This window comes from Streptomyces sp. NPDC059371, from assembly GCF_042751995.1.
In the GTDB taxonomy this organism is placed as follows: domain Bacteria; phylum Actinomycetota; class Actinomycetes; order Streptomycetales; family Streptomycetaceae; genus Streptomyces.
Genome location: NZ_JBHYXD010000083.1, coordinates 1 through 16,950, shown reverse-complemented (window position 1 = coordinate 16,950; position 16,950 = coordinate 1). Strand labels below are relative to the sequence as shown.

The window sequence follows — 16,950 nt, the reverse complement described above, 5'->3', positions numbered from 1 at the left end:
GTGGGGGGGGGGGGGGGGGGGGGGGGGGGGGGGGGCGCGGGGGCGGGGGGGGGCCGCCCCCCCCCGCGGGGGCGCCCCCCCCCCCCCCCGCCCCCGCGACGATCCCGGTGCGCATCAACGAGCCGTTCCCCGCGCTGTGGTTGGTGCCGGCGGTGAAGCTGCGGGCGGCGGCCAGCATCGCCACGCCCGGCGCTCCGGAGGCGGTGCGGGCGACGCCCAGGACGGCTTTGGTCTGGGCGCCGACGTCGCTGGCGCCGCCGCTCAGCCAGCCATGGAAGTTGGCGGCGATCGCGTCGAGGGCCTTCGGTGTGCGCAGATCCGCGCCGTCGGCCGCGACCTTGGCGATGCAGACCTGCATCTGGGTGTCGTCGGAGTATTCGCCGGGCTCGTACGGCCCCAGGCCACCACCGATCATGCGTGGCTGCTGGTCGTCGCGCAGCGTCGCCTCGAACTCGTAGGGCACGCCCAACGCGTCGCCCACCGCCGCGCCGAGTAGTACACCGGCGGCCCGGTCGGTGGCCCATGCGTCCAGGCGGGGCTGTGGGGCGTGAGCCATGGGGACTCCATAAGGTGCGGTGGCGTGCGGAAGGCGAACCAGCCGGGACGACGCAGGCGCGGAATGCTGAAAAGCGCTGCTCATCGGCACATTGATGCTCCGTCAGTCTGGCAGCGTATCCGGCTTATCGTCAATGGAACGATAAGAAAGATTCGCCAAGGGGAGCACCTCGAACCGCACGATCCGTCCGATCGCGGATGGGTGGAGGGAGTAGTCGCGGCCGCCACTTGCTCGACCGCGGCAACGGTGAGAGGTGGCTGTAGGGCGAGTCAGGTCGGGTCGTCAGTGGTGATGGTGAAGTCGGGAACCGGTCCTAGGTCACTGCAACAGCACGATCGCCGGATGCGCGAAGGCCTACTGGGCGATCTGTCGCTGCGCGTGTGAGGGTTCCTGCTCGTCGCGAATGCTGCCGCACTTACCACCCCTGGTGCCGGAGCTTGCCTCGCCTGACAGCCGCAGCCGACGGGGCGCGGTTGTGCCCCACTTGGGCCACTTGGGCGGAGTCAGAAACAGGCCATGTTTTGCCGGACGGACACAGACCGAACTCCACCTCCTGGGTGCGGGAAGCGCACAGAGAATCCATGCGCCGCCGGGCCGCCGGAACCTCCGACCACGGGCTGTTGGGCGGCAGGAGGTTTCACGCCAACGCCCCCACGGGAGTATCGAATCTCTGTGCGGATCCATATGTGTCTGCATAGGGTGGATCCGCGCATAACGCGGAACCTGACCAGTTCCGTGTTCGCGCACGTCATTCAGCGACCGGGGGAACACCGTCGCTCACGGGGAGGGGTTGCGTCGCCATGCCGTCATACCGGCTCGGCGCATATGTCGATGCGGTTGGTCCGGCGCGCTCCTGAGCACCCCTCAGGAACAGATCACCGCTCTCCGCTGTTCGGCCGTTCCTCGGGCTCGTACCCCCAGTGAACGCAGAAAGGGATGCCTTCTTGCACCCCAGACCATGGTTCCGGCTGCCCGCGGCACGAAGATCGCGAAAGCTCACCTCCGCCGTCACCTCAACAGCTGCGCTGGCCGTTCTGGCCGCTCTCGCGGTGCAGCCCGGCTCGACCAGGCCGGACACCGAGCCGGTAGCCGACTCCTACCCCTGGTACGACGACACAGCCGCCGAGCAACTGCGCCAGGACCAGTGCCTGATGGCCGACGTACTGCGCCTGGGCGGCCCGTCGATGGCCGTGACCGCGCAGGACGGCCTCAACCGGACGCCGGACAAGCTCCACGTCCTGGCCGACCGCAAGAACTGGGAACGGACACCGCTCGCCGTCGCGTACAACAACGACCGCGACGCGGCGGGCAAGGAGATGGACGCACTCTCCGCTCAGCGGCAAGCCTGGCAGAAGCCCCTGGACGGTCTCGCGACTCCCGGTGGATTCACCGACACCGACTTCCACTCACCGCCCGACGGCGACAAGAGCTTCTCCTCCCAGACTGGCCTGTCCACCTGGGTCGCCGACCGGTTCTGGAAGACCGACTCCGACTTCTACGACGACGCCACCCCGAAAGCCGACGACACGACCCTCAAGGCCGTCGACCAGGTGGGCAACCCCCTCTACGGGAAGGACCCCGATCCCACCGGGACGACACAGGCGGAGTGGAATCGCGCGCTCGCCGAGCGCAGCGCCTTCCAGTGGATGCACGGGGGTCCCGCGACGAACGCCGGCGCGGACGACGCCCGGCTCTTCCTGTCCTCCGGCGGCTTCCCGCACAGCGCACCGCTGCCGGGCACGGCGGAGTACCGCATCGCCGTCGAGGACGTGAAGAGCCGCTTCGCCGCGTGTGGTTGGCGGGATCCGGTCGACCCGGACGGCGTGCTGGGCGACGTCACCTCCGCGGCGGCCGGCGAGTGGCAGCAGGAGGTCGCTTCGCAGGCCGCTCAGCGCAACCAGATCCTGGGCGCGAACAAGGACGCGGCCAATGCCCTGTCCAAGGGTGCGAAGGCTTTGAGCGACATGCTGGGCCAGTCCTGGACCGCCGACCATCTCACCCGGTGGCAGGACTACTGGATGCCGGGTGGTCTGGGCTGGGTGGGCGACAGCCCCACCGTCATCGAGGTGCACGCCGCGAAGGACAAGTGCCTCGACGTCCAGGGCGGCAAGAAGGACAACGGCACACCTGTCCAGGTCTACACCTGCAACGGCTCCGCGGCGCAGAAGTGGGTGCTCTTGGGCAGTGAGGACAAGCTGCACCTGCAGAACGTCAACTCGCTCAAGTGCCTGGACGTGGCCGGAAACGACACGGCGAATGGGACGAAGATCCAGATCTCGTCGTGCAAGGAGTCCACGTCGCAGACCTGGGCGTCCGAACTGCGCGGCGCCACCAGCCTGAAGAGTGTCGGTACGGGCAAGTGCCTGGACCTGCACACCTTCGACAACGGCAACGACGCCAAGCTCTACACCTGCAACGACACCGCCGCGCAACAGTTCGACATCAAGCCGTCCGGCCACAACGGCACCGGACGGCTGGACTACCCGGACAAGGCGCAGTTCGACAAGGCGAAGGCCGGTGTCGCCGCAGCCCAGACCGGTGCGAAGAAGCAGCTCGCTGTCCTGAAGACCCAGCTCGCCGCCGCGCAGAAGGCTTCGACCATCTCGGACACCGCCGTCCAGGCCGCCTACGACATCGCCGACACCAACGGCGCGCCACGTGGCCGTGGCCTGCTGGTCGGCCAGCAGAAGGACCAGGTCACGCAGGGTGCCGCCGCCGCGCTCGCGGCGCTGGAGAAGGCCGGTGAGACGGCCGAGGCGGCCACCCGTGCCTCCGCCGGCGACAGCGCGACCATCGCGCAGCGTGCGCTGGCGCAAGCCGCCCAATCGAAGGCGGAGTTCCGCAAGAAGGCCGCCGAGAGGGCAGAGCTGCAGGCCAAGGCCGCCGCCGACGCCGCGAAGGCGCACCGCGACAACGCCAAGAAGGACAAGGAGACCGCGGAGGCCAAGCTCACCGACGCGCTGAAGGCCGAGGGCGACGCCAAGGCGGCCGCCGCCGACGCGCACGCCAAGCGGCTCGCGGCGGAGGCCGAGGAGAAGACGGCCAAGGCGGAGAAGGCGAACGCCGCCGTCAAGCGGGCCGAGGCCGCCAAGCACCGCAAGAACGCCGAGTCCGAGGCGACGAAGGCGAAGGACGCCAAGGACAAGGCGGAAACCTTCGAGAAGACCGCCGAGGACCGGCGCGACGACGCGGTCAAGGCGAAGGACCACGCCAAGTCCCTGCGCGACGACGCCTGGGACGCCGAACAAAAGGCCGACGCCGCCCGCGCCAAGGCCGACGCCAAAGACGCCTACGCCGACAGGCTGGACGCCGGTGACGCGGCGACCGCGGCCCGCACCGCCGCGAACGACGCCGACAAAGCGGCCGACGACGCCGAAACCGCCGCGGGCAAGGCCCGCTCCGAGGCCGACGCCGCCACCAAGGCGGCAGCCGACGCGGACGCCGCGGCCACCCGCGCCGAGGCCGCCGCCAAGCGGGCCCGCTCCGACGCGAACGCCGCCCAGGCCGACAAGCTGAAGGCCGACGCGGCGGTGAAGACCGCCACCAGCGCGGTTGCCGACGCCATCAAGGCCTCCAAGGACGCCTCCGTCGAGGCCAAGGACGCGGTCAAGCTCGCCGACGAAGCCGAACAGCACGCCAAGGACGCCAAGACCCAGGCGAACACCGCCAACACGGAGGCGGCCAAGGCGCTCGTGGCGTCCGCCAAAGCCGCCGGCTACGCCCACGTCACTGCCCAGGCCGCCGTCGACGCCGGCAAGTCCGCCCAACAGGTCGCCGACCCGGCCAACGACGCCATCCAGCTCGGCTCCGCCTACACCGACACCGACTCAGCCGCCGGCCTGGTCGTCCTGACCGGACAGGCGTCGAAGTCCATCGCCGACCAGCAGCAGGCCGTCGCCGGCGCCCACGCCAAGAACGCGGCGGCCGAGGCCCAGGCCGCCAAGAACCTCGCCGACCAGGCCAAGGGCGACTCCAAGGAGGCCTACCAGCACGCGGCGGGCGCCGCCGGATACGCGGCCGACGCCCGCACGTATTCGAAGGAGGCCCTCGGCTACGCCGCCGACGCCGCCAAGGCCGCCTCCTCCGCCGCCGCCTCACTGACCCGCACCATCGCCTACGACAACCAGGCCACCGCCGACGCCGAAGCCGCCGACAAGGCGGCCGGCAACGCCGAGGGCTACGCCAAGGACGCCCGCGACTCCGCCGACGCCGCCGAACTCGACGCCTCCGCGGCCCGCTCCGCCGCCGCCCAGGCCGAACAGGACGCCAAGGACGCCCGAGCCGCCGCCACCCGCGCCGACACGGCCGCCACCGAGGCCGAACAGGCCGCCAAGGACGCCGACAAATACGCGGAGGAGGCTCAGGAGGCCGCCGACAGGACCGAGAAGGCGGAGGCCAACAAGGAGGCGTCCAAGGGGTCCAGCACGGGCATTCCCGGTGTGTTCGCCGTCCCGGACGAGTCCACCGTCGAGATCGTCAGATCCAAGCAGATCGGTACGTGCCCCGGGATGCCGGAAGCGGCCATCAAGGGCTGCGACGCCACGTACGACCTGGTCGTTACCTACGAGGCCGACTTCTACCTGTGCACCGATGAGAAGGCGCAGGCCACGGCGGACGGCTGCCCGAAGTCGGCATGGCAGTTCCTTCAGCGGTCGACGCTGAAGAACGTCGAGATCGACAACTGGCAGCACCACTTCTCCGGCAAGGACATCGTCCGCGCCGGATGGCAGGGCCTCTTCGGTGACGTGCCCGGGGCGATCCTGTTCTCCTTCTTCGCCGAAGACATGCTGGACTGCCTCCACGGCAGCGCCGGCGGCTGCGCCTGGGCCTACGCGAACTACTTCCCGGTGGGAAGCGCGCTCAGCGAGATCAGCAACGCGGTCAAGGCGCTCGACGCCGCCGCCAGGACCGGGATCGGTTACGCGGACGCCTGGAAGGCGCTACGCGCCCTCCCCGTGTCCGAGACGGCCCTCGCCGGTATCGCGGCCAAGGTCGGCAGGATCCTTGCCAAGTCGTGCGAGCGCAACAGCTTCCCCGGCACCACGCGCGTGCTGATGGCCGACGGAACGACCAAGCGGATCCGGGACGTCCGGGTCGACGACGCGGTCCTCGCCACCGATCCCGAAAGCGGCCGCACCGAAGGCCACATGGTCACCGACACCATCTACACGCCGGATGACACCGCGTTCGCCGACATCACGATCGGTGCCCGCGACGCACGGATCACCGCCACCCAGCACCACCCCTTCTGGTCGCCCAGCGCCCACCGCTGGATCGACGCCGGTGACCTCAAGGCCGGCCAGACCCTGCGCACCAGCACCGGCCGGACCGTCACCGTGGCTGGCGTCCACCGCTACCACCGGCTTCACTCGGCCTACAACCTCACCGTCGACGACCTCCACACGTACTACGTCCTCGCGGGCCGTACGCCGGTTCTCGTACACAACTCGGCTTCCGTGTGCGAACACATCGCGCTCGGCCTGCAGAGGGTGGGTACCAACACAATGGCCCTCGACGAGTTCGCCATGGAACGCGGAGCCCTGGCACACGGCAACTGGCCCGGCAACGGCCCGTGGCACAAGAAGCTCGAGGCGTATCTCTCGCCGGAATCCACGACGAGGATCTCATTCAACCTGGACGGGATCACCGACGTCCGCGCTGCGGCCCGTGCGGGTGAGGGAATCGATCCGACCGACTGGGAGCATCTGACCAACTGGGAACTCTACAAAATCAGCCAGTCTCCGCACGCGTGGGACAGGATCGACTGGTACAGGAAAGGCGTGAAGCTGGATGAAAACCCCCTCAAATGATGGAGCGGGTTCCGAAGTCATGTTCAGGTCAGACCGGACCTTCAGAGTCTGGCGCTATGGGATCGGGCATTCCCAGCTGCTCCTTCGGGCAGTTCCCGACGACGTGAACACGGCTTGCCTGGACCTGCTTTTCCAAGGCGTGAGTGCCATGCAGCTGGCCCAGGACTACGAGTCGATCGAGCTCTGCTCCGCGAGCGGGACCGAGGCTGAAGAAATCCTCGGCTTCTCCGGAGTCAGCCCGTCCGACAGAGATCTCCACCTGCCTGTCGTCCTTCGTTCCCGAAGCGGATCAGGGTTCGTGCTGTGCCGAAGCGTCACGGCTGAGCGCGGCGGGGAAGACCCCTTCGGATCCGGCTTCGAACGCGAAGAACACCACGTCATCTGGACCAGCCGCCCGCAGTCGTAGGCGGACCGCCTCAATAGCCGTCGACACGGGTGAAGGGTTTTCCCACCTACCGGCAGGATGGCTGAATTCCCCAACAACGCGTCTCTCGCGGTGCGCGAGATGACGGACATATGGTGGGGCGGATCTCGCGGGGAGCGAGGTCCGCCCCACCGGCACCAAGAGGCACGCGGACGCGGCGGGCGGTCCGGCCGACTCACCGCGGACCGCTCGTGGCCGCCACCCCACGTGACGCACCCCACCCGCCGCCCCGTTCAAATTCCGTTAACAATGGACTGTGATCTCTCCGGTCTCCTCGCCGCCGCGGAGCGCCCACCGGTCGAAGCCGGAGGCGACTCCCTACGTCGACCTCACCCGTGCCGAGTGGAGCGCGCTGCGTGAGAAGACGCCGCTCCCGCTGAACGCCGCGGAGGTCGAGAAGCTGCGCGGTCTGGGCGATGTCATCGACCTCGACGAGGTGCGGGACATCTATCTGCCGCTGTCGCGGCTGCTGAACCTGTACATCGGTGCCACGGACGGACTCAGGGGCGCCCTGAACACCTTCCTGGGCGAGAAGGGTTCGCAGTCCGGCACCCCGTTCGTCATAGGCGTCGCCGGTTCCGTGGCCGTCGGCAAGTCCACCGTCGCCCGACTGCTCCAGGCCCTGCTCTCCCGCTGGCCCGAGCACCACGTCACCGGGGAGCTGTGGCAGTCCGTGGAACACGCCTGACCGGCGGGCGGTCCGCGCCCGCATGACACACCCCCACCCCGTTCGAACTCCGTTGACAACGTCACGGCTGAGCACGGTGGAGAAGATCCCGTCGGATTCGCCTTCGAAGGCGAAGACCGCAGCGTCATCTGGATCACTCGCCCGCAGTCGTAGGCGGATGCTGAGACAACCTCAACGAGCAGCGCCCCGCCATCACACGCCATCGGGGCGCTGCTCGGCGGAGGGCGGCGGGACCCGGACCTACGCGGTGCTCGCCGTGCTCTAGGAGGCACGGTTCTTGGAGGAAGCCAGGGTACGGGCGGCGGCATCGATTGTGCTCGCCTCTGCACTCAGGCACCCGAATAGGGCCCGGTCAGGGACTTCCGTCAGTGTCCCCAAGACATTCGGCCTCATGCCGACCCCGAAGGGGGGCAGCTGAGGTGACTCGGAGTGCTCGGGGCCAGGACGGGTGCTACATGAAGTGAGGGGACGGAACGCGATGCCACGTTTCACGGAATTCGACTTCGGCGTGTCGTGGGTGATGAGCTTCTTCCATCAGGACTGGACCCACAACGGGGCCACGGCGGCCGACGTCGTCGCCAAGACTCTCGCGCAATCGGGTGATGAACAGGCCCTGGCAATACGCCGCGACGCGCGGTCTCTCGGCAACCTTCCGCCGTCGACGCTGGAGGTGTTGTGGTACGCCGGAGCGCAGTACATGCCTGCCCTCGAGTCCCTGGGGGGAGCAGCCGAGTGGACGCGGACGGTCGTCGCCCTGTGCGACGCGCGCCTGTCAGAGAGCTCGGATGTACCCCCGCTCACGGGGGCGGACATCGAGGACGGAGTGGAGTGCCTCGACGCGGTCGTCGCCGAGATCGAGGCCACGCAGTTCCTGGAGGCCGAAGTGCGTGCGGCGCTCACCGACTGCGCGACCCACTGCACCCCGGAGGTGGCGTTCCGAGTGCTGCTGAGAGTAATGAGATGCGCCTCTGATTACCCCACGCTGTCCTCCGAGCAGTACACGAGGCTGGAGGCCATCGGAGCGGACCTCCGGTACGGCGAGTTCGTCGTGGACTCCGTCAGGTACCTGATCGAACAGCAATAGCGGCACGGACGGCGTTCCTCTCCAGGAGCACATCGGAGGGGAACGCCGTCCCGGGACGTATTCGTCCACAACTGCCTGAACCTGGTGATGGGCGAGGGCAGGCTTTGGGACAAGAGGGTGATCCGGGTGGGGAGGCCTGGAGTTTTTCGCTCGCGACGGGCGGTCCGACGACCGGTCGGTGCGCACAGGCCGACGCGTTTTGAAAATCAGGGTGGGCCGTTTGGTGGTTCTGCGCGCTAAGGCGCTGACCTGGGCCTCAGGGGTTTTCGACACGTCCCACGAAGGCGTGCGGATCGTGTGTGATCCGGTAGCTAGCGTAGCGGATACCGGGTGGGGGCTGGGAAGGTTCCCGTTCGTGCAGGTGGGGCGGGGTGGGGTCGGGTCAGTTGGCCGGGAGGTCCGAGAGGGCCGGGCGGGTCAGGTGGAGCATGCGGGTCAGCCACAGGGTGCCCGTCTCCTGGGGGGTGCGGGGAGCGAAGCCGGCGGCCGAGGTGTGTCGCGGACGAGGGGGGCGAGCGGTCGCGAGGTCCGCGGGGAGGCGGGGGAGGGCCGTCGTGCCGGTGATCATGGACAGCATCAACACCGCCGCCGCGCGGACATCGACGTCGGGGAGCAGCGAACCGTCCTTCCGGGCCCGGGCCAGGGTCCCGTGCAGGGCGCCGAGCCAGTTGATGTGACAGTGCAGGGAAGGGTCGTCGGGAGTCCTGATCTCCTGGGCCAGACGTGCCCCCGCGCGGACGGTCACGTCGGTTTCGAGGAGGTCGACCAGGGTGTGCGCCATGGCGTTGGCTATCTCGAACGCCGGCGTCTCGTGCCGCGCCAGCTTCCCCAGTGCGGCCCCCGACGTCGCGCAGGCCTGCGCCTGGACGGCTCGGGCCAGGTCGGACTTGGCCGCGAAGTGGAAGAACAGCGCGCCCTTGGTGACCTGCGCCCGCTCGCTGATCGCGGACAGGGTGGCCCGTTCGTAGCCGGACCGGTCGAACACGGTCGAGGCGGCCCGGATCAGGTTGCGCCTGGTCCGCTCGGACCTCTCCTGCTTCACCACGACGCGACCACCCGGACGCTCCTTGTCGTTCGGCTGCTGTTCGTCCTGCCGCAAGTGACGCTAGAAACCTGCTTTTGGATCTGTCAACGGGGCCTGTCTCGCTCAGATCATCTTCACGCCAGACAGTAACCCCCTTGAGTACAGGCCTGGTTGAAGACTGAAAGAGGAGGGAGGGGAGAGGGGGCGGGGGCTGAGGGACCGTTCCCTGCGGTCCGTTGGGCTCAGGTTCGTGGCACCCGGCGGAAGCGACCCGCGATGTGCAGGTCCGTCTCGATGCGTCTGGCTGTCGCGCGCAGCTCGGGCAGTACCTCGCTCACACAGGCCTCCGCGGTACGACGGCTGCTGTGCATGGCGACGTTCACCGCGGCCACGGTCCGTCTGTCGCGGTCCCGCACCGGGACGGCGACGGACCGCAGCCCCTGCTCCAACTCCCCCTCTACCAGCGCGTATCCGGCCGTACGAACCCGGTCCAGTTCGGCCCTGAACCGCTCCGGGTCCGTGATGGTCCGCCCGGTGGCGGCCTCGGGCGGACCGGCCGTCGTCTCCATCGCCCGGGACGCCGGGAGATCGGCCAGGATCGCTCGCCCCAGCGAGGTGGCGTACGCGGGCAGCCGCGTGCCGACGGCGACGTGGACGCTCATGATGCCTCGGGTGGAGACGTGCCCGGTGTACTGGATCTCGTCGCCCGTCAGCACCGCGAGCGACACCGAGTCGTGGAGCCGCTGGGAGAGTTCGGTCAGATGCGGGGCCGCGATCTCGGGGAGCGTGGTCCGTGAGAGTGGCGGGAAGCCGAGCCCCAGGACACGCGGGGTGAGGCGGAAGACCCGGTCGTGCGTGGTGACGTAGCCCAGGTGCTCCAGGGTGATCAGGGCGCGGCGAGCCGTCGCGCGGGCGAGTCCGGTCGCCTGGGCTACCGCGGTGAGGGTCAGTTCGCTGCGGCCCTCGCCGAAGGCGGTGATCACGGTCAGGCCCCGGGCCAGCGACTCGATGAAATCCCGCCCCAGTTCCTGCTTGGAGGCGCCGGTCCAGTCGGCGAGCCCGGACGGGGCCGCCGTGACGGCGGTGGTGGTGGTGGTGGGTGTGGTGGTGGTTGTGGCGGCGGCGGCCTTTCCCACGGGTTCCGTGTTTCCCGTGGTGCCGGGACTCTCGGCGGTGTCGGGGTTTCCTGCGGTGCTGGGACTCCCGGCGGTGTCGGAGCTTCCCGTGGTGCCGGGACCGCCGGCGGGTCCGGGGCTTCCCGCCGCTTCCGTACCGCTCGCGCCTCCCGCGTCCCCCGCTTCGTCCAGCGCCAGCGCCCGTTCCATCTCGGCCACCGCCGTCCGCAGCCGTGGCAGCAGCGCGTCCCGCAGTTCGGCGGCGCTGTGCCGGCTCGTATGGCTCACGACGTTCACCACGCAGGCGATCCGCCCCGCCTCCCGTACCGGCATCGAGAGCGCGACGAGGCCCGGTTCGATGAGCTGGTCGTCCAACGCCCAGCCGGCCCGGCCCGCTTCGGCCGTCCGCTGCTCGAAGTCGTCTCCGAGGGTGGGGCGTTGGGAGGCCGACAGGGTGGAGGCGGCCGCCCCTCCGTCGTACGGTCTGCTCCGCGCGGGTACGGCCGGGAAGCCGCGGTCCTCCGGATCGGCCGCGCGGCGCTCCCGCCAGCGCGTCCAGTCCTCCTCGCTCCACTCGGACGCGAACAGCGGTCCCGGAGCGGTGCGTTCGGCGGGGAGGAGGTCGCCGATGCGGAAACTCAGCGACATCGCGCGGCGCCGGGTCGTCTGATGGATGAAGCGGATGCCGTCCCGGTCGCAGACGGCGATGGACACCGACTCGTCGAGTTCGTCGGCGAGCGCGTCGGCGTGCGCGTCCAGGACGCGGGGAAGCCGGAGGGCGGCGAGGTAGGCGTTGCCGAGTTCCGTCAGCCGCGGGGCCAGTACGGCGTCCCGGCCGTCCAGGCGTACGTAGCCCATGCGCGCCAGGGTCGCCGTGATCCGGTCGACGGTGGACCGTGCGAGCCCGGTGGCCCGTTCGAGTCCGCTCAGGCTGGCCGAACCGTCCGCCTCGGTCAGCCTCCGCAGGACGGCGATCCCGCGGATGAGCGGCGTGACCGCCTCCTCCGGCGCTTCCGCCCCGACAGCGGCGGGTCCGGAGCCGGACCCGGACACCCCGGACCCGGACACCCCGGACCCGGACACCCCGGACCCGGACACCCCGGACCCGTCGTCGGTCCCGGCCGATGCCCGGCCCGGCGGCGTGACGTGCGACGGGGTGGCGGGAGAAGGAGTGGCATGCGGCCGCGGCGGCGTGGGGCTCGATGACATGGAGCTTGATGGCATGGGTTCTCCGGTGGGGCTCGCAGAGGAGTCACCGTGCGGCGGTTCTCGGATGAGCCACCGTGTGGCGGATCTCAGAAAAGCCACGGTAGTGCTTGCCGACCCGTCGAAGCAGGTCGGCCGCTTCCCGGCACGGGCACAGGCACGAGCACGGGCAACAGACACAAGCACAGGCACGGGCAGGCATGGGCACGGGCACGGGCACGGGCGCAGGCACGGGCAGGCATGGGCACAGGCACGGACGCCGACCCACGGAAGACACCCCTCTCCGCCCGGAAGACGCCCCCTCCGCCCACCGAACACGCTCCTCTCCGCCCGCCGACCACACACCTCTCCGCCCGGCTTGCCTGCGAGCCGCCGTACGGCTCCCCTCGGGTCTCCGTACAGCTCCCGCGGGCTTCCCGCCCGGGCCGCCGGGGCCGCCGGGCAGCTCGACCGCCGGTCAGCGGCGCGTCACGTGCACCCGATACCTCCCCGCGGCGTCCGTCGACGCGACCTGGACGGTGAGCCCCGCGTGCGGGACCTTGAAGGTCTCACCGGGGGAGAAGGGCGCGTCGGAGAGTTCCGCCTGGACGTTGGGCGAGCGGGTGCATCCGCCGCTGTCGCGGTGGGAGTCGTACACCGTGACGGGCCCGTTCCCGGTGTCCACGTCCGCGTCGACCTTGTAGATGAGGATTCCCGGACGGCAGACGGCGGAGTCGTTGCCCCCGCGGGTGCGCAGTTCGAGGACGTACCCGCTGCGGGTGCCGAAGGGTATGACGACGAGCTTGACGCCACCCTTCCGGGCCAGCGGGGTGAGGGTGTACTCGCTGGTGCCGGGGGCCGCCGCGCAGTCGACCTGGGAGGCGTCGAGCCAGCCGAGCTTCCACTTGTGCCAGCCGAGCAGGTCGTTGTCGGCCCCCCAGTCCTCGCTCATGATGTCCCAGTGCCCGACCGCGGCGCCGCCGTCCTGGGTGTAGAGGTCGGGCAGGCCGAAGGTGTGACCGTTCTCGTGCGGCAGGACGCGGTAGCCGGTGTCGGGGTAGGAGCCCGAGCCGTCGTCCTGGCGGCTGTAGACGAAGGACGCGTTGGCGACCGGGACGCCGTCGGCCACCGGGGCCTCGGTGTTGCCGGCGAAGGTCACGGACAGCACGGTGTCCAGCGCGGAGGGCCCGGCGTTCGGTGTGACCAGCACGTTCAGGATGTCGTACGACCGGAAGTCGACCTCGGGATCGGCCGTCGCCACTATGTCCTGGACCAGTTCGCGGTACCCGGGGTCGAAGGGGGCGCCGCGTTCTATCCCGTACGCCTTGAAGGGCTTGGGCATCCGCAGCCAGTGCTTGACGGGGGCCTCGGGGCGATAGTCGAGACGGCCGTAGGAGGCGGTGCGGAACCATTCCTGCGTCTTCGGGAAGAACTCGTCGTACCGGTCGCGGGCGCTGCCCTTGCCCGGCGCGTCGGAGAAGTCGACCATCAGGGTCAGAGCCCGCAGGGTGCCGGTGGAGCGGGCGTAACCGGGTGCGGTCGGCATCCCTTCCCCCATCTGGACGTCCGACGGACCGTTGATCATGCAGGGGCCGAGCGCCGTGGAGCGGGCCAGCGCCGCGGAGCCCGCCGTGGCGGAGCCGGCCGTCAGGTGCCCGGTGCCGGCGGAGGTGCTGACCGCCAGCGTCAGCACGGTCACCGTGGCCAGCGCGGCTACGCGGCGCGGGCGTATGCGGCGGCTGGACGGCTGCATGCGGGGGCCCTTCGCTCCACGGCAGCCACCGGTCTCCGACTGCACCCTTTCGATCACCCTGAGTCGCCGACGCGCCGGGCGCGCGCTGAATGGGCCCGATCGGGTTCATCCACGAGAGGTGGAGAAACGAGGGCGAGCTAGGCCTAGAAGCAGGGGAGAACGAGGTCACGAAGTAGGGGCGAGCTAGGCCGAGAAGCAGGGGAGAACAAGGTCAGGAAGCAGGGGAGAGCGTGGTCGAGAAGCGAGGGAGGGCGTGGTCGAGAAGCAAGGGCGAGTGCGGTCGGGAGGCGAGGGCGGGCGAGGTGGCGGAGCAGGGCGAGCGAGGCCGAGAAGCAGGGACGAGCGAGGTCGAGAAGCAAGGACGAGCGAGGTCGAGGAGCAGGGACGAGCGAGGTCGAGAAGCAAGGACGAGCGAGGAAGAATGGATGTGACGCAGGTCACATCAATCTCTTCCGGGTCCGGGAAATAACCGGGGATCGTTTCCCCGTTTAGCCATACGTCCGAGCGAAACGGGGACTGAATCCCCGGATCGCATCCAAGTTCCGAGACACTTCGAGGAGTACGCCGTGGAGACCGCAACCCCCGTGCAGCGCCGAGTGGCCCGGCCCCGTGCCGACGCCCTGCGCAACCGGGAGCGGATCGTCGCCGCCGCCCGCGAGATGTTCGTCGAGTTCGGCGCCGAGGTGCCGTTCGACGAGATCGCCCGCAGGGCCGGTGTCGGCAACGCCACGGTGTACCGCAACTTCCCCGACCGCGACGCCCTCGCCCGCGAGGTCGTGTGCTCGGTCATGGACCGGACCTCGGAGTGGATCGAGGAGACGCTCGCCGTGGACGGCGACGCGTTCGAGGCGCTGAGCGGCTTCGTGCACTTCGCCGCCGACGAGCGGATCGGCGCCCTGTGCCCGATGCTCTCCGCGAACTTCGACCAGAACCATCCCGACCTGGTCGCCGCGCGCGACCGGATCACCGAACTGATCGAGCGGCTGATGTCCCGTGCCCGTGAGGCCGGACAGCTCCGACCCGACGTCGAGGTGGGCGATCTGATGATCGCCGTCAGCCAGCTCACCAGGCCGCTGCCGGGCACCGGTTGCCAGGGCATCGACCGCTTCGTACACCGTCATCTGCAGCTTTTCCTGGACGGGATGCGGGCCCCGGCCCGTTCCGAGCTGCCGGGAGTGGCCGCCACCATGGAGGGACTGCGACGAGTGTGACCGACACGTAGGGCGCCGTGACCGGTCGGCCGACGGCCGACGACCGATGAGTCCGGCACCGGACGCCGGTCAGAACCCGTGACCCCTGCTCGCATCCGACAACTCGTGACCAACAGTTCACCGTTCGCGCCTCACGACGCGCGACTCACCATGCGTCACTCATAACTCGCACAGCCGTACAGCCCGAGCGGCAGGTGCCGCTCTTCCGGCCGTCACCGTCGACGCGCCGTCCCCTTTCACTTTTCACTGCATTTTTCGCTACGAAGTCCCGGAGTGGGTACCCCCATGTCTGAAACAGGCACGTCCAAAGCAGTTCCGGATCCAGCGTCCGACGCGCACAGCAACCGCTGGAAGGCGCTCGTCTTCATCGCGCTCGCACAGCTGATGGTGGTGCTCGACGCCACGATCGTGAACATCGCCCTGCCCTCGGCCCAGCAGGACCTGGGTATCACCGACGGCAACCGGCAGTGGGTCGTCACGGCCTATGCCCTCGCCTTCGGTGGTCTGCTCCTCTTCGGCGGCCGGATCGCCGACCTGTGGGGCCGCAAGCGCGCCTTCGTCGTGGGCCTGATCGGTTTCGCCGCGGCCTCCGCGCTCGGGGGCGCCGCGCAGAGCGGCGCGATGATGTTCGGCGCCCGCGCCCTGCAGGGTGTGTTCGGCGCGCTGCTGGCGCCCGCCGCGCTCTCGCTGCTCGCCGTGATGTTCACCGACGCCAAGGAGCGCGCCAAGGCCTTCGGCATCTACGGCGCGATCGCCGGTGGCGGTGGCGCCGTCGGCTTCATCCTCGGCGGTGTCCTCACCGAGTACATGAACTGGCGCTGGACCTTCTTCGTCAACATCCCGTTCGCGATCGTCGCCGCGGCCGGCGCGTACTTCGTCATCCGTGAGCCGCAGGGCGGCCGTAACCGTTCGCCGCTCGACATCCCGGGCGTCGTCCTGTCCACCCTCGGTCTGGTCTCCCTCGTCTACGGGTTCACCCGCGCCGAGTCGAACGGCTGGAGCGACTCCCTGACGGTCGGCCTGTTCGTGGCCTCGGCCGTGCTGCTGGCCGCGTTCGTCATCACCGAGTCCAAGGTCAAGGCCCCGCTGCTGCCCCTGCGCGTCGTCCTCGACCGCAACCGCGGCGGCGTCTACCTCTCCCTCGGCCTCGCGATCATCGCGATGTTCGGCACGTTCCTCTTCCTCACCTACTACCTGCAGATCGTGAAGGGCTACTCGCCGATCTCCACCGGCTTCGCCTTCCTGCCGATGATCGCGGGCATGATCACGGGCTCCACGCAGATCGGTGCCCGCCTGATGACCCGCGTCGCGCCGCGGCTGCTGATGGGCCCCGGCTTCCTGGTCGCCGCGCTCGGCATGCTGCTCCTGGCGCAGATCGAGATCGGCTCGTCGTACGTCTCCCTGGTGATGCCGGCGATGCTGCTGCTCGGCCTCGGCATGGGTACGGCGTTCATGCCGGCCATGTCGCTGGCCACGCACGGCATCCAGCCGCGTGACGCCGGTGTCGCCTCCGCGATGGTCAACACCTCGCAGCAGGTCGGCGGTGCGATCGGCACGGCCCTGCTGAACACGATCGCGGCCTCCGCGACCACCGCCTACATCAAGGACCACATGGCGGGCGCCGGCACCAAGGCGCAGCAGCAGCTCGTCCAGGCGGAGGGCATGGTGCACGGCTACAGCAACGCGATCTGGTTCGCCGTCGGCATCCTCGTGGTCGCCGCGGGCCTCGCCTTCACCCTGATCAACACCGGCCGTCCGGACGCCTCGGCGGTCGTCGGCTCGGGCGAGGGTGCGGAGGACGAGCTGAAGGTGCCGGTCGTCGCCCACTGACGAACCCGGCGCAGGCTCACTTCGGGTACTTCGCGTACGGACGCGGGGTGGGGACGCCTCGTCCGTACGACTCCGGGGACTGCCCCGGCTCCCGCCACAGGGAGCCCGGGGAGTGCCGGGTGACCCGATAGATGAAAGGGCCCGTGGTGAAGGGCCAGCGGCGGGGTTGGGGGGGGGGGGGAGGGGCGCCATGGGGTGTTTGTAGCCGGGGGGTTGGGGGTTTGTGGGGTTTTGGGGTTGGGGGGCCTGTTGGGGTGAGGGGTGCGGGGG

8 protein-coding genes and 2 pseudogenes (1 of these 10 only partly in view) are annotated in these 16,950 nt (G+C 69.7%); 6 read left to right on the top strand and 4 right to left on the bottom strand.

Translation table 11 applies throughout. The annotated features are described in order from the left end of the window. Positions 1-556: pseudogene (locus ACFXGX_RS32695) on the bottom strand (ADP-ribosylglycohydrolase family protein); it reaches 2,374 nt to the left of the window's first position. A gap of 944 nt (positions 557-1,500) precedes the next feature. On the opposite strand from ACFXGX_RS32695, the gene ACFXGX_RS32690 reads away from it, so the two are divergent. The 4 genes and pseudogenes from ACFXGX_RS32690 to ACFXGX_RS32675 all read left to right on the top strand — a co-directional run bounded on the left by ACFXGX_RS32690 (position 1,501) and on the right by ACFXGX_RS32675 (position 8,562). Beyond that, complete coding sequence (locus ACFXGX_RS32690; protein WP_384798448.1) at positions 1,501-6,366, top strand: ricin-type beta-trefoil lectin domain protein; 4,866 nt, start codon at positions 1,501-1,503, stop codon at positions 6,364-6,366. Between the two features lie 148 nt (positions 6,367-6,514). Beyond that, positions 6,515-6,772, top strand: a complete 258-nt coding sequence (locus tag ACFXGX_RS32685) for a hypothetical protein (RefSeq protein WP_384798445.1) — start codon at positions 6,515-6,517, stop codon at positions 6,770-6,772. A 274-nt stretch (positions 6,773-7,046) separates the two neighbouring features. Next, positions 7,047-7,436 (top strand): annotated as a pseudogene (locus ACFXGX_RS32680) (type I pantothenate kinase); the annotation flags it as partial. 520 nt (positions 7,437-7,956) lie between these two features. Continuing rightward, a complete protein-coding gene (locus ACFXGX_RS32675) occupies positions 7,957-8,562 on the top strand; it encodes a hypothetical protein (protein WP_384798442.1) in 606 nt (201 codons plus the stop codon). A 382-nt stretch (positions 8,563-8,944) separates the two neighbouring features. Here the strand turns inward: ACFXGX_RS32675 and ACFXGX_RS32670 are convergent, their stop codons facing one another. The 3 genes from ACFXGX_RS32670 to ACFXGX_RS32660 all read right to left on the bottom strand — a co-directional run bounded on the left by ACFXGX_RS32670 (position 8,945) and on the right by ACFXGX_RS32660 (position 13,639). Further along, positions 8,945-9,661 carry a ScbR family autoregulator-binding transcription factor gene (locus ACFXGX_RS32670; RefSeq protein WP_384798439.1) on the bottom strand — a complete coding sequence of 239 codons (717 nt, stop codon included), beginning with the start codon at positions 9,659-9,661 and terminating at the stop codon, positions 8,945-8,947. Between the two features lie 167 nt (positions 9,662-9,828). After that, positions 9,829-11,754 (bottom strand): IclR family transcriptional regulator C-terminal domain-containing protein, encoded by a 1,926-nt coding sequence (locus tag ACFXGX_RS32665; protein WP_384798436.1) that lies wholly within the window; start codon positions 11,752-11,754, stop codon positions 9,829-9,831. A 610-nt stretch (positions 11,755-12,364) separates the two neighbouring features. Beyond that, positions 12,365-13,639 carry a M6 family metalloprotease domain-containing protein gene (locus tag ACFXGX_RS32660; RefSeq protein ID WP_384798433.1) on the bottom strand — a complete coding sequence of 425 codons (1,275 nt, stop codon included), beginning with the start codon at positions 13,637-13,639 and terminating at the stop codon, positions 12,365-12,367. Positions 13,640-14,205: 566 nt separating this feature from the next. On the opposite strand from ACFXGX_RS32660, the gene ACFXGX_RS32655 reads away from it, so the two are divergent. Together ACFXGX_RS32655 and ACFXGX_RS32650 are read left to right on the top strand one after the other, a co-directional pair. Continuing rightward, positions 14,206-14,850 carry a TetR/AcrR family transcriptional regulator gene (locus ACFXGX_RS32655; protein WP_384798430.1) on the top strand — a complete coding sequence of 215 codons (645 nt, stop codon included), beginning with the start codon at positions 14,206-14,208 and terminating at the stop codon, positions 14,848-14,850. 285 nt (positions 14,851-15,135) lie between these two features. Next, entirely contained in the window at positions 15,136-16,680 is a 1,545-nt protein-coding gene (locus ACFXGX_RS32650; protein WP_384798427.1) for an MFS transporter, read from the top strand. The last annotated feature ends 270 nt before the right edge of the window (positions 16,681-16,950 follow it).